At 57.7% G+C, this 12,901-nt stretch carries 17 protein-coding genes; 11 read left to right on the top strand and 6 right to left on the bottom strand.

Going from position 1 to position 12,901, the window contains the following annotated elements:
• Nucleotides 1-69 precede the first annotated feature (69 nt).
• Nucleotides 70-1,341: an IS256 family transposase gene (locus BV908_RS09775; RefSeq protein WP_047350851.1), complete on the bottom strand. Its 1,272-nt coding sequence runs from the start codon at nucleotides 1,339-1,341 to the stop codon at nucleotides 70-72.
• A gap of 63 nt (nucleotides 1,342-1,404) precedes the next feature.
• Here BV908_RS09775 and BV908_RS09770 point away from each other — a divergent pair, with 63 nt between their 5' ends.
• The 11 genes from BV908_RS09770 (at nucleotide 1,405) to BV908_RS22735 (ending at nucleotide 9,219) form a co-directional block, all read left to right on the top strand.
• The gene (locus BV908_RS09770; RefSeq protein WP_172751381.1) at nucleotides 1,405-2,172 is read left to right on the top strand and encodes a hypothetical protein; all 768 of its coding nucleotides are present in this window, start codon (nucleotides 1,405-1,407) and stop codon (nucleotides 2,170-2,172) included.
• Between the two features lie 31 nt (nucleotides 2,173-2,203).
• Nucleotides 2,204-2,953, top strand: coding sequence for an alpha/beta hydrolase (locus BV908_RS09765; protein WP_246867485.1), 750 nt, complete (start codon nucleotides 2,204-2,206; stop codon nucleotides 2,951-2,953).
• 58 nt (nucleotides 2,954-3,011) lie between these two features.
• Complete coding sequence (locus tag BV908_RS09760) at nucleotides 3,012-5,033, top strand: DUF262 domain-containing protein (protein WP_103737997.1); 2,022 nt, start codon at nucleotides 3,012-3,014, stop codon at nucleotides 5,031-5,033.
• A gap of 284 nt (nucleotides 5,034-5,317) precedes the next feature.
• Nucleotides 5,318-5,695, top strand: coding sequence for a hypothetical protein (locus BV908_RS09755; protein ID WP_246867484.1), 378 nt, complete (start codon nucleotides 5,318-5,320; stop codon nucleotides 5,693-5,695).
• Nucleotides 5,696-6,070 carry a hypothetical protein gene (locus BV908_RS09750; RefSeq protein WP_146052247.1) on the top strand — a complete coding sequence of 125 codons (375 nt, stop codon included), beginning with the start codon at nucleotides 5,696-5,698 and terminating at the stop codon, nucleotides 6,068-6,070. It abuts the gene before it with no gap.
• 105 nt (nucleotides 6,071-6,175) lie between these two features.
• A complete protein-coding gene (locus tag BV908_RS09745) occupies nucleotides 6,176-6,790 on the top strand; it encodes a recombinase family protein (protein ID WP_234305577.1) in 615 nt (204 codons plus the stop codon).
• A gap of 300 nt (nucleotides 6,791-7,090) precedes the next feature.
• Nucleotides 7,091-7,360 carry a type II toxin-antitoxin system RelB/DinJ family antitoxin gene (locus BV908_RS09740; RefSeq protein ID WP_060986097.1) on the top strand — a complete coding sequence of 90 codons (270 nt, stop codon included), beginning with the start codon at nucleotides 7,091-7,093 and terminating at the stop codon, nucleotides 7,358-7,360.
• Nucleotides 7,347-7,628: a type II toxin-antitoxin system YafQ family toxin gene (locus tag BV908_RS09735; protein WP_060986098.1), complete on the top strand. Its 282-nt coding sequence runs from the start codon at nucleotides 7,347-7,349 to the stop codon at nucleotides 7,626-7,628. The genes BV908_RS09740 and BV908_RS09735 overlap by 14 nt, the downstream gene beginning before the upstream one ends.
• 214 nt (nucleotides 7,629-7,842) lie before the next feature.
• Nucleotides 7,843-8,406, top strand: a complete 564-nt coding sequence (locus BV908_RS09730) for a recombinase family protein (protein ID WP_058165502.1) — start codon at nucleotides 7,843-7,845, stop codon at nucleotides 8,404-8,406.
• A complete protein-coding gene (locus BV908_RS09725; protein WP_103737995.1) occupies nucleotides 8,403-8,786 on the top strand; it encodes a hypothetical protein in 384 nt (127 codons plus the stop codon). The genes BV908_RS09730 and BV908_RS09725 overlap by 4 nt, the downstream gene beginning before the upstream one ends.
• Nucleotides 8,787-8,808: 22 nt before the next feature.
• A complete protein-coding gene (locus BV908_RS22735) occupies nucleotides 8,809-9,219 on the top strand; it encodes a hypothetical protein (protein ID WP_246867483.1) in 411 nt (136 codons plus the stop codon).
• A gap of 292 nt (nucleotides 9,220-9,511) precedes the next feature.
• Here the strand turns inward: BV908_RS22735 and BV908_RS09715 are convergent, their stop codons facing one another.
• From BV908_RS09715 to BV908_RS09700, 5 genes are read right to left on the bottom strand one after another with little or no spacing between them, the layout of a single operon-like run.
• On the bottom strand, nucleotides 9,512-9,823 hold the full coding sequence (locus BV908_RS09715; protein ID WP_047351440.1) for a hypothetical protein: 312 nt from the start codon (nucleotides 9,821-9,823) through the stop codon (nucleotides 9,512-9,514).
• Between the two features lie 13 nt (nucleotides 9,824-9,836).
• Nucleotides 9,837-11,006 (bottom strand): hypothetical protein, encoded by a 1,170-nt coding sequence (locus BV908_RS09710; RefSeq protein WP_047351439.1) that lies wholly within the window; start codon nucleotides 11,004-11,006, stop codon nucleotides 9,837-9,839.
• Nucleotides 11,003-11,344, bottom strand: a complete 342-nt coding sequence (locus BV908_RS22180) for a hypothetical protein (protein WP_146052246.1) — start codon at nucleotides 11,342-11,344, stop codon at nucleotides 11,003-11,005. Before BV908_RS22180 ends, BV908_RS09710 begins: the two co-directional genes overlap by 4 nt.
• Nucleotides 11,341-12,390, bottom strand: a complete 1,050-nt coding sequence (locus BV908_RS09705; RefSeq protein ID WP_047351438.1) for an AAA family ATPase — start codon at nucleotides 12,388-12,390, stop codon at nucleotides 11,341-11,343. Before BV908_RS09705 ends, BV908_RS22180 begins: the two co-directional genes overlap by 4 nt.
• The gene (locus tag BV908_RS09700; RefSeq protein ID WP_084002085.1) at nucleotides 12,383-12,727 is read right to left on the bottom strand and encodes an AlpA family phage regulatory protein; all 345 of its coding nucleotides are present in this window, start codon (nucleotides 12,725-12,727) and stop codon (nucleotides 12,383-12,385) included. The genes BV908_RS09705 and BV908_RS09700 overlap by 8 nt, the downstream gene beginning before the upstream one ends.
• Between the last annotated feature and the right edge of the window lie 174 nt (nucleotides 12,728-12,901).

Here is a 12,901-nt window from a genome sequence, read left to right as displayed (position 1 = left end):
GGGAGTGTCAGGATTTCTGTGTGTGAGGCTGTTGAATCCGTCACTCAATCGTGAGGCGGCTTGGTGATCTTACTGGCCCGATCTGGTAAATCGGTCCTCGTAGAGGATCGCAAATTGGTTCATCGCTGATTTCCAGTGGTTGGCCGCCCGCCCCCAGTCCGCGGTGATGTTGCGCAGCGCCAGCCAGATCAGCTTGGTGGCCGCCTCGTCGCTGGGGAAGTGGCCGCGCGTTTTGATGATCTTGCGCAGCCGTGCGTTCACGCTCTCGATGGCGTTGGTGGTGTAGATCACGCGCCGCACCTCGGGCGGGAAGGCGAAGAACGGGATGACCTTGTCCCAGGCCCGGCGCCAGGCGCTGACCACGGTCGGGAACCGCTGCCCCCAGGGGCCGGCCGCAAACGCATCCAACTCGGCCTCGGCCGCCTCGGCGCTCACCGCGGTGTAGATGGGTTTGATGGCTGCGGCCAGCGCCTTGCGGTCTTTCCATGACGCAAAGTCCAGGCCACCCCGGATCAGGTGCACGATGCAGGTCTGCAGCGTCGTCGCCGGGAACACTGCGCCCAGCGCCTCTGGCATGCCCTTGAGGCCGTCGGTGACGGCAATCAGGATGTCCTGCACCCCGCGCGTCTTCAGATCGTTGAAGACCTTCATCCAGAACTTCGCCCCCTCGGTGTTCTCGATCCAGATTCCCAGGATGTCGCGCGAGCCGTCAGGCAGTACGCCCAGCGCCAGGTAGACGGCCTTGGAGCGCACCACCGCATCCTCGCGAATCTTGACCCGCAGCGCATCGAAGAACACCACCGGGTACATCGCCTCCAGCGGCCGTGTCTGCCAGGCCGTGACCTCGCCCATCACCTCATCGGTGACACGGCTGATGAGCTCGGGCGAGACGTCCACCGAGTACATCTCAGCCAGGAAACCCTGGATCTCGCGCACCGTCATGCCGCGTGCGTACATGGCGATGATCTTGTCGTCGAAACCCGTAAAGCGCCGCTCGTGCTTGCCAATGAGCTGCGGCTCGAAGCTGCCTTCGCGATCGCGTGGGACATCGATGCGCAGCGCCCCCACATCGGTCAGTACGGTCTTGGTGCTCTTGCCGTTGCGGTGGTTGGCTGATCCGCCTGTGGGCTTGGCTTGGCCGGGCGCATAGCCTAGGTGATGACTCATCTCGGCGCCCAGCGCCCGCTCAAGAATTGACTTCTTGAACTGATCGAACAGCCCTTGGACTTGGCCCGGCGTCATGGGCCCGGTCACCAACTGGTCAAGCAGCTCGGCCGGGATGTGAAATTGCGGCTGTGCCGCCTGGTCCGCCAAAGCGGTGGGTTTGGTCTTGCGTGGCATTCATGCTCCTTGTCGACATGCTATGCCTCACACACAAAATTTCTGACAAGCTCTAAATCGCTGGTGGCCACCGCCTTGTGCATGTCTTCGTTTGTCGCATTGGCCCAAGATGCAGCAGTCCCCAAGCATCTCCGGCTTGCCCGCGATTTTGTGACCAACACCAAGCAGGAGAACAACAGCTACTCGAACCGCAACATCTACACCCGAATGCCGGGTGACCTGTTCGCTTCCGAATACGTGGTGGCAACGGATTGCGGCGGCTTCGTGGAAGACATGTTCCGGCGTGCCAAGTCCGGGGTGCTCGAACAGCTAAAGACCAAGAAGTTCAAAACCCGATTTAGCATCTTCGACTGGCACCCCAGCATAGAGAAGGAAGAGGCTTTCACCCGCATCATGAAAGTGACGGACATCAAACCGGGCGACGTAGCAGCCTGGCTTTACACGGAGAAGGTCATCCACACCCTTCCAGGACACATACTGTTCATTGATTCACCACCCGTGAAGCTGGAGAGGCCCCGCAAGCCTCTGGTGGATGGCCTAGATCAGTACGAAGTCACCATCATCGACACGTCTCAGGAAGCCAAAAGCCGCGACGACACCCGATTTGTGAGCGATGCCGCCTTACGTGACGAAAACGAGGCTAAGGGCAAACAGCGCGGCAGCGTGGCGAGCCCGAACTACAAAGGTGTCGGTCGAGGCCACATTCGGTTCTACGCCGACGCTGCGGGCGACATCAAAGGCATCGCGTTCAGCTTCGACAAGGCCAAGTTCCATGGGCTTGATGACTGGAACATTTTGGTCGGGCGGCCTAAGGTGACGGGGGCAAACTGAGGTGGCTACGTACAGACGATTCTTCGTTGTGTTGGCCTTGCTTGTCTTGGGGGCAGTTGCCCATGCCGAAGGCGTGCTGTTCAAGGTGCCCACCCGTGATAGTGTCGTGACCACGTTGTTCTGGGAAGCCGCGCCCGATGCCAAAGCCACCGTGTTCCTGTTCCCTGGTGGTGGCGGGGGCTTCGGCAAGTTCGAGGACGGCAAGGCCACTGGAGGTAACTTCCTCGTGCGCTCCGCGCCGTACTTCCTTGCCAACGGCTTCAACGTCGCGATCTTTGGACGCCCCAACGACATGGAAGAACTGGGCTGGACGGAGCGAACCGAACCCAAGCACATGACCGACGTTGCCAAGGTGCTGGAGTTCGTGAAGCGCAAGGCCGATGTGCCGGTCTGGATCGTGGGCACCAGTCGCGGCACTGTCTCCGCAACCGCGATGGCGATCAACGTCCATGACCCGGCCATAGCAGGACTGGTGCTGACCTCCAGTGTGGTGCGCTTCGCAACACCGGGCGCGGTGCCGCGCCAAGACCTCGGGGCAATCAACCTTCCGGTGCTGGTCTACCATCATGCCAAAGATGCCTGTAAGCACTGCCAGGCCAGCGAGGCTCCTTACATCATCAAGGGGCTGAGCAACGCGCCCGTCAAGAAGTTGATGGTGGTGGACGGCGGGGCGAATCCGACTGGCGACGAATGCGCGGGCCAACACTGGCATGGCTTCCCAAATTTCGAGCGCGAAGCGATCAGCCAGATTGCTGAATGGATCAAGAAGCCAATAAACTGATGACTTCGTGCTGCCCGGCTGGGCTTGGCACCTGTAGAAGCTGATTCAGGGGAAATAATTGCGTCCAGATAAACTTTCGATACTTCGGCTTTTTGAAGATCGCTCCCAATATCTCATTCCGTTGTTTCAGCGGGGCTATGTCTGGACGCTGACTGAACAGATATTTCCGTTGTGGGAAGATTTGATTGATCGCATGGATGCGATTGCAGCCTTCAAGGCTGATGCGGAAAAAGTCGGCGGTGCTGAAAAGCTCCGCGCTCTACGCAAGCATTTCCTTGGGACTGTTGTGGTGGGTAGCGCCAAAGGTGGCAGTGCAGACACCATTCCCACCCGTGAAGTGATTGATGGGCAGCAACGTATCACCACACTGCAAATCCTTCTTCTGGCTTTCCGTGATGTGGTCAAACCGTTGGAGGACGAGGGGCTGGACTACAGCCTGAAAACCTTAACTCGCAACCTTGGGAAATACCGTGAACGTGGTCATCATCTGAAAGTTTGGCCAACCAATGTAGGTCGCGATGTCATGCAGGCACTGTCCGATGCAGGAAGTATCGAGGCGGTGTGTGATCGGTTCCCGGTCAAAGGCCCCAAAAAGGCACGATATGAACGCCCACTAATGGTGCAGGCGTATCTATTTCTGCATGCTTTGCTTGCTGCACAGTTACGTGGTGTCCGATATGACGACAGTTCGGCAGAGCCGTTAGATGAACTGGATGAGTTGCTCAATGAGGCTCTGGGCGAGGATGGCTCAGCAGAGCCCACCATCGCCGATCAAGTCATTCGATCCATTGAGAAGGACAATGCAGTTGCGCCCCCTCGGGCAGAATTTCCGCTTCAAGCTGATCGCGCTCATTTGCTCTATGAAACCTTGCGCGACGGTTTCCAAGTTATGTCCTTGGAGTTGGATGATGAGGACGACCCACAAATTATCTTCGAGACCTTGAATGCGCGTGGCGCTCCCTTATTGCCGAGCGACCTGATCCGCAATTTCGTTTTCTTGCAGGCAACCCGCAAACGTGAAGACGTTGATGCTTTGTACGATGCTCACTGGAAGGCTTTCGATGAAAAGCCTGCGGAGAATGCCAAGAAAGAGGGCGAAAGGTTCTGGCGAAAGGAGGCCCGGCAAGGTCGGCTGAAATCTGTTCGCTTAGATCTACTTCTTTACAACTATGTGTCACTGCGCAAGTGTGAGGATCTTAAGGTCGCGCATGTATTTGAGGAGTTCAAGGGCTGGTGGGAGTCGTCTGGCAAGGGAACAGAGTTTGAGTTGGCACGTATTACCAGCACGGCAAAACACTTTGAGACTTTCCTTCTGCCAAATCAGACATCCCGGCTTGGCCTGTTTTGTCGCCGAATGCAATTGCTGGACACATCGACACTGACGCCCGTTGTGTTCTATTTCTTGGAGCACCACGATCCAGAATCAGAAGAAATGGATCAAGTGCTCGGGGACTTGGAGTCCTATGTTGTGCGTCGATTTGTCTGTGGTCTTACAAGTAAAGGCTATAACCGTATCTTTACGACAAAACTCCTAGCAGAATTGTCCAAGGAGAAGGAAACATCGCCAGATGCCCTGCGTGCCAAACTGCTTGACTTGTCAGGAGAAACTCAGAATTGGCCTAGCAATGCGGAATTTGAGCAAGGCTGGTGTTTCCGTGCGCAGTACAAAGGAGGGAATACCGGCAAAGTTCGAGCAATTCTGGAAGCGTTGGAGCTTGGAAAGCGTTCTTCTAAGCAAGAGTTACTGGCTTTGCCTGATGGCTTGAGCGTAGAGCACGTGATGCCCCAGAAGTGGGAAACCAACTGGCCTCTTGTCACTGTAGACGCTGAAATAATTGCGAACCGCAAGCGTTTGCTCCACAGCATCGGGAACTTGACGCTGGTTACTCAGAACTTTAATTCCGCATTGAGCAATGAAGCGTTCTCCGTCAAACGTAGCGAGATCGTGACGACCAGCCTCTTGACACTCAACGCTTATTTTCAAAAGTTTGGGGATAAGGATGTCTGGGATGAGCAGCAAATCACCATGCGAGCCAAAGAGCTATTTCCGTTGGCATTGAAAATATGGGCACGTCCCTGAGTATCAATATTTCAGGAGTGACTGGTGGTTTCTTATCAAGCCAGATTATTTTAGGCATGTCTGCCGCAAAGTTTTTTCCGGCTGGACACAAGCCGTCGATTCACGACAAAGTATTGACACGGCACCGCTTGCCATGACGGCGGCGGCGAGCCGCGCCGTGTGAGTTGCGGCAGTCAGACTCCAAATTCCCCTCATCCATCCAAAAGGCCACGGCATTCGTCGTGGCCTTTTTTCGTTTCTGGCACGCACTCATGCGGCTGAACCTCTATTCAAGGACACCAGCAATGAGCAAATCTCGCCACCCCTCCCACCCCATTGCAGGCATTGAGCCGCATACCCTTTGCGCCGAGCAGATCGACTTGGACGCACCGGTCTTGTTTTCACCGGGCCAAGTCGTAGCCACGCCCGCCGCGCTGGCGTTGATACAGGAGCACGGTGCATCTGTGCCGGAGTTGCTGCACCGCCACCTGACTGGTGACTGGCAGGAGATGTGCAAGTCGGATCGTGACGCAAATTTGGCCGCTGTTCTCCAAGGTGAAGCCCGCGTCTTTTCTTCGTTCGACATTGCCCCGAAAGGTCACGCTGGCAAACCCATCAAGATTTGGGTCATCACCGAATGGGATCGGTCAGTCACGACCGTCTTGCGCCCGGAGGACTATTGAATGGGCGCGAATGTTTCCACCATGCGACCAGCGCGTGACCTGCTGCATCAACTCCCCTTGCTGCCGATCCAGCCAGACCGCAGTGTCGATTACGAAGCTGCAGACGCGGCGCTTTTGCTGGCACTGGCCGAGAACTGCGAAACGTTCATGAACACCATCCAGCAGGGTTTGTCTGCCTTGGGCGTGATTCTGGCGCACGCATCCCCCGAAGTGGGCAGCGAGATTGGCAGCGACACCATCGAAGCTCTGGGCTGGTTCATGGCCGAAACCGCAGACATCGCGGCTGCCTTGCTGGTGCTGACACGGGCTTGCAGGCACTACACCGCCGACTACGCCCCGGCCAAAGTCGAACCGGCCTCCCAAGCCAGGTTCTGATGGTTGCCGATGGTTTCGCTGCCACGTCAACAAGTGGTCACTTTCTGACACCCCATCGGGGGCTGTTGAAAACATAGCCCCCGACCATTTTCAACACATACCAACATGCCGACACCACTTTCCGACACCGCTGCCGGTGGCTTGCAGCGCGTTTTCGCCTATGCGCGGGTTTCTACCGTGGAACAACTCACCGAGAACCAGCGCGAGCAGATCGCACGGGCGGGCTACGACATTGCCCCGAAGCGATTCATTGAAGAACAGATTTCCGGCTCGGTGCCAGCAGCGCAGCGTCCCGGATTTCAGCGGTTGCTGGAGCGCATGGATGAGGGAGATACCTTGGTCGTGACCAAGCTCGACCGCATTGGCCGGGACTCCATCGACGTGCAGCAGACCGTAGAGCGTTTTCAGCGCGAGGGCATCCGGCTGGTGGTCTTGCAGCTTGGCAACCTCGACCTGACTTCATCCGCTGGCGCGTTGATGGTCAAGATGCTGGCGGCGGTGGCCGACTTTGAGCGAGACCTCATCATTGAACGCACCCAAGCCGGTCAGGCCCGCGCCCGTGCGGCAGGCACGCACATGGGGCGACCATCCAAGACGACTCCCGACCAGCAGCGTGCGATTCGGAAAGCCCTTGCGGCAGGGGCGACGGTCAGCAGCATGGCAGCGAGCTACCAGATCAGCAGGGCCACCATCATTGCCATCCGGGAAAGAGCCGCGTAACAGAAGGCCTACAGCAGTTTTAGAACGTGCTCACATGGCAGGTGGAAGAGGAACCCCGCCGTTCTTTTTTAGGTAGTCAAAAGCCTTGTCAAGTGTCATTTTCAGAAGACGACTGCACCAGTTCACGGGGCTGGCCGCCCGGTGTGCAGCCGACTTCTGAACGGGCCGCGTCAGCAGTCCTATACACGAAGCGCCGCGAAGAACCGGAATTGCTCAGAACTCCCCTGCACGATGCGGCCTTGTTATGTGGTCGCATTGTGACTACAATATGGGTGTTTGAACCATTCCCGGAGAATTGCCATGAGCACTACAGCCGACACCTACGTCCGCGCCCGCATCGACACCAACACCAAGGAACGCGCCGCCAGCGCACTCGAAGCAATGGGCTTGTCGATTTCCGACGCCATCCGCCTGTTGATGCTGCGCATCGCCGATGAGCACCGCTTGCCTTTTGACGTGAAGGTGCCCAACGCCACGACCAAAAAGGCGATTGCCGAACTGGAAGCGGGCAAGGGCAAGAAGTTCGCCAGCGTGGACAACCTAATGGCAGACCTGCATGCGGACGATTGATCGTTCGTCCGCGTTCAAGCGCGATTTCAAGCGCGAGGCCAAGGGACAGCACCGTGCCACGCTCGATGACGCGCTCAAGCCGGTGCTGCTCGCGCTGGCGACCGATCAGCCGTTGGACGCGCGCCACCGCGACCATGATCTTTCCGGCGATTGGGCGGGCTACCGCGAGTGCCACATCAAGCCCGACCTGCTGCTGATTTACCGCAAGTCCGATTCCGACACTCTGCGACTGGCGCGGCTTGGCTCGCATAGCGAGCTTTTCGGCTGACGCCAGCCGTCAGATGGTGGCGGCGACACGACCGTTAGCCACTGGCCGGAAAAATCTGGGGTTCCGGCTTAAGTCGGTTCGCTGTTCCAATGCGCCGCCCTGTCCGTAAAACGATCATTAGACGGTCAAGCCGGACGCCTGTCCGAAAACACCTTGCGCAACGGGATGACGGACAATAAGATAGACGGACGGAATGGCGGACAAAAGGGCGGCAATGGCACTCATCGGCTATGCGCGGGTATCGACAGCGGAACAGGACACTGCCTTGCAGACCGACGCGCTGCACAAGGCGGGCTGCGAACGGGTGTTCGAGGACACGGCTTCCGGGGCCAAGGCCGACCGTCCCGGCTTGGCCGATGCGCTGGCCTATCTGCGCGATGGCGATGTGCTGGTCGTCTGGCGGCTGGATCGGCTAGGCCGCTCCTTGCCACACCTGATTGAGACGGTCGGCAAGTTGGAAGCGCGGGGCGTCGGCTTTCGGTCGCTGACCGAAAACATAGACACCACGACGCCGGGCGGACGGCTCATCTTCCATGTGTTCGGTGCCCTGGGCCAGTTCGAGCGCGACCTGATCCGCGAGCGCACCAAAGCCGGATTGACTGCTGCCGCCGCACGCGGGCGCAAGGGCGGACGCAGGCCGGTTGTCACCGCCGACAAGTTGCAGCGGGCGCGGGAGCATATCGCCAATGGGCTGAACGTCCGGGAAGCTGCTACGCGGCTCAAGGTGAGCAAGACGGCCCTGTACACCGCGCTGCAAGGCGGAAGCGAGCAACGATGAGCCGCAAGCAAAGCAGCGCGTTCGTCACGACCAGAAAGGGCTTTTGCTATCTGACGGTCAAAGTCGGCAGAAGCAATTTCAACATCATGCGTATTCGCAGCTACACGATTACGCCGCAGGACAAGCGCGACATGCGCCGGTTGTATCCCGACCACCTCTTTGACTGGAAGAAGATCGGCCAGCAGCTTGCCGAAAAGAGAGAGGTGTGTAGAGCCTACCGCTCCAAGCGGCAAGCTCCCCGGAGTACAGAGCGCACACCCGACCAATTCGTGATGGTGTCCTCTGACTCAGGGACTCGCACGGTCTACGCCTCTGACGCCTGCGATTCAATGGCATTGCTTGACGCCGTTCTGCACATGGAACGTGCCCGTAAGAAGTAGTGCAGCCGACTCCTGATATTCCGTGCAGTCGGCTTCTGAAAACGACATCAAGGTTGATATAGGTTGCGACGTTCTGCATTTCTTGAGCCGCATTGCCCCAGAACCAGATCTCAACTTCCCATCCCCTCTTTATTGCCCTGTCGGCAACCCCTTTAAAGTCCGCGTCGCCAGCGACGATCACAATCGTTTCTGGCGGGTTAATGGTCATGATGCGCTCGACCACATCCATGCCCATTTCCATGTCAACGCCCTTCTCTTTATCTCGGATGTTCCGATCAAAGAGCCTGACATCAAAACCCTCACTGCGAATTTCGGCCCAAATCGAATCGTCTGGGGGAGGGCGAGAACCGTAAAGGACTGGAACCTGGGCAGAAAGCCGATTGCCACGACTTTTAACCAGGTGAAGAAATTTACCCCAGTCAATCTCATATGAGTTGTCCACCTCATTGCCACGCACCCCGCCTCGATGACGCTTAGCGTATGCAAGGCGAGCACCTTCAATCTTGACATTCGAGTTGTCCACAAACATGTGGATTTTTTTCATAAATTCCTCCCTCTCGGTTTCGGTTGTCTAGCGTAACAGCATACGAGTCTGCATCATAGACAGCTAGCGGATGTCAAAAGCATGAGCAGCCGCGCCAGCAGGTGCGCCGCATCCCGAATGTGATCTTGTGGGGTATGTCCGTCGAACCAGTGTTTCTGGCGGGCATCGTCAGTGGCCCGCATCACCAACGCTCCTCGTCGATGGCAGGAGCCAGATCGGTTGGCGCTGCCTCACCATCGGTCTCAAGCGGCTCGGGCCCAGTCTTGGGCGTGATGCGAATCTCCCCACTGGACAGCAAAACCACATCGACCCAATCCCCGCACTTGATCCGGGCGGTTCGGGTGACGTACGCCCCAAGCCTGATGCTCAGGCTATTCCCGTGCTTGCAGACTTTGACCAGCATGTCCGGCTCCTTTCGATGTTGAAACAATGTCGAAATTGCCATGCCGACAGCCTGCAAGTGTTGCTTGCCGGTTTTGAGCGGTAGCGGCATGGCTGCCGCCGGTTCATGCGGTAGTTGGGCGAGCCGCCTTATCGCTGCGGAGCTTTCTAAGGCGTTTCCGCAGCTTCGGCCAGTTCTCCTGACAGAAACATTCCGCTACAGTGACCGCGTCCGGGTGATAGTCACCGGGATACCGTACCAAACGATCCATATCGGCGTGGTGCAGTTTCTGGTGTTGCTCCCATGGGATCGTGATGTCGATGCGCAGCTTGTCGCGGATGGTCTTCTTCCATTTGCTTTTGATCTTGCTGCGGGCATCTGCGGTGGCACCTTCTTTGATGGCGGGAAGCGCGTCAAGGGGTGTCCCGGCCAGGTAGGCCAAAACAATCTCGCGCTCCGTAGCGGTCAGGCTTTTCAAAGCCTCTTTGCGCGGGGCCTTGTGGCGCAACACCACATCCAGCTTGAACAGTCCACGCACCAGCTCGTTAAAGATGGCCTCGTACCGACCCTCCGCGTAGGCGTTTCGCCAGCTTTCCAATGCATCCAATCCGCGTTCACGCAGGAAGTGGCCTTGCATATAGACCTCGATGCGAATAATGCAGCGGGCACGGGCCTTGAGTGTTTCGGCCAAGTCCTCATTGGAGAAGATGCAGTGGCTGAAATCGGTCTTGTGATATACCGTAATCACATACCCATTGCGCGGCACGTCGAAGGTCTCGTTCGTGGAGTCGTTTCCCGTCGGCACGTAGCCCAAGATGCGCAGCGCAGCCTTCATTTTCAGCACGTTGGCGTTGGCTTGCTTCTCGTCGGCACAACACAGTAGGTAGGTAATGGTAGCCCCGTGCAGCGAGACATGATGGGTCGTCAACATATCCACCGCAGCCCCAGGGACGCCATCGCAGACCATGCGGTGCTTGAGAAGTTCCAGCCCAGCCTCGCCAGCGGCAAAAATGCTGGTTCCGTGCTCGCAGTTGTGCCCAGTGAGCGCATTGGGGAGGTTCAGCGCCGCAACGATATGGGATTGCACGAAGCGCGGCTTCGCATCCTCCCAAAACGTTTTCAGCTCCATGCCGGTGCCACTGAGTGGGCTGGTGACGGTGATCGCCTTGGGGTAGCGTTCACCTATATAGCTATCACGCTTGTCCTGGGTTCGCGCATGGTGAACCTCCACTTCACGACGGGCATCCTCGGGCATCGAGCGCAGGTCCACGCACAGCTTGACGGAGTCGGTCATGGCGACACCTCCCGCTGAGCCGATTCGGTGCGGCCCCCAACGATCTGATGGGTGACGATGTACCCCACATGGCCATGTCCGATGGTGAAAGTGCGCTCATTACATAGTGGGCGAAATCGCTGGCCTCCGCGTTTCGAGGTTTCGGCTCCCGCAGCATCGGCGATATCCTCCGCAGTCTCCGTGACGACTCTCGCAGCATCTTTGCCTTTTTCTGGGCGTTGGCTTTGCGCGGTATGAATAAGGTCGCTCTGCGCATGGCAAAGTGCCTGTGAATGCGGGGTCTTCGCCCCGATTTCAGGATTGCGTGCGCTAGTGTTTGCAAGCAAGCAATCCATCATGACGGCTCCTTGCCCGACTTTTTGGCCGCCGAACGAATCGCCTGAGCCGCTTCGATCTCGGCACGCAACTCGTCCGAGAGTGCCGTCTTCACACGGCTGACAACAGAGGTTGAAACGTCCAGTTTCTCGGCGACCTCCTTGCCGGAAAGACCTTCCTTGAGTAGTTCGACAATCGCTGCATCGTCCTCGCTGACCGCATCGCTTTCGCCATCTTCATAGCGGTGATCCATGACATCGGTAGTCAGATCGGTCGTGAATGTATAGCGGCACACCTTTGGGATGTCCGGGTGGAGTTCGCGCAACTTCGTGTGCTCCAGCAGAAAGCTGGTGCCGTTCTTGGGTTTGCCCGATTTGTCCTCGCGCAGCAGGATGGAGTAGTCGAGCAAGTCCTCATGGATGCTGGTGCCGCGCTGGCTGCTGCCGTTCTTGCCGGTGTGATGAACCAGCAGGACTGCAATGCCCTTGGTGCGCAAGTGGGCCAGCCAGCGTTTGATCGGGGCAAAGGCGGTGCCGTCTTCGCGGGCAGAACTCGTCCATGCCGAAAGGTTGTCCACGATCAGCAGGCGGCAATCATCGGGCAGCATGGATTCGATGAACGCCTGATCGTCCTCGCTGTCGATGTAGCCGATGACGTGATCGAAAGCATCCCGGCCAATGATGTGGAAGTTTTGCTCCACCATCTTTCGGGTCACTGGCTTGCTGTCGCGGTTGCTGATCTGCCGCAGGCGTTTTTGCAAGGTGCGACTGTGCATCTCGCCGTCAAGGTAAACGACGACGCCACCAATGCCGCGGCCCCACGGCTTGAGAATCTTGCCGCCTGCAACGGCATATCCAACGTGCAAAGCCAGGAGCGACTTGCCCAGACCACGTTGTGCAGACAACATGCCGGTTGATCCGTGGGTGATGACTTTTCCCAGCAGGGGGTCTTCATCGGGGAAGTCCTCGCGCATGAATTCCAGCAAGGGAATGCTTTTGCGGCGCTTGGGACGCAGCAGGCTCGGGGTATCAAAGCCTTCGGTGCTCTTGGGGGTGCTGGGCTTACGCATCGCAGGCCCCTTGCGAGTTCTGGCTTGGCTTGCCTGCCAAGGCACTCATCAGAACGTTGAAGGGGTCACTGGCGAGTTGAGCCAGCTTTTCAGCCTGTTCGGTGCGGTGCAAGGCGACCTGGTCGGCAATGAATTTTTCGATTTCAGATGCCAGCCAGTAATTCGTGCGGCCTCCACAGATTTTGATGGGCTGCGGGAATTTGCCGTCGCGCATCAGGTCGGAGCGGCGAGTCTTGCGCACGCCAGTCAGTTTTTGAACTTCGGCATCGCGCAAGAGGCGATCATTTTTCTGAGTCAGGGCGCTTTGGACATCTACTTTCAATGTGTTGATGGACATGGATCATCTCCAAAAGAGAGCCACGACCCACGGGGAGAGACGAGAAACGTCTCGGGTAATGGTTCAAGTTCTAGAGGGGTTTGACCAAATCATCTACACACAGAGAAGCCCGGTTGCTCGGCATTCTTTGTGCATGGTCGCCTGCGCATTGGTAGCGACTGATGCACCTCTTTG

Source organism: Diaphorobacter sp. LR2014-1, assembly GCF_002916785.1.
Taxonomy (GTDB): domain Bacteria; phylum Pseudomonadota; class Gammaproteobacteria; order Burkholderiales; family Burkholderiaceae_C; genus Diaphorobacter; species Diaphorobacter nitroreducens.
The sequence above is the reverse complement of the archived record's forward strand: the minus strand, read 5'-3'. Positions and strand labels throughout refer to the sequence as shown.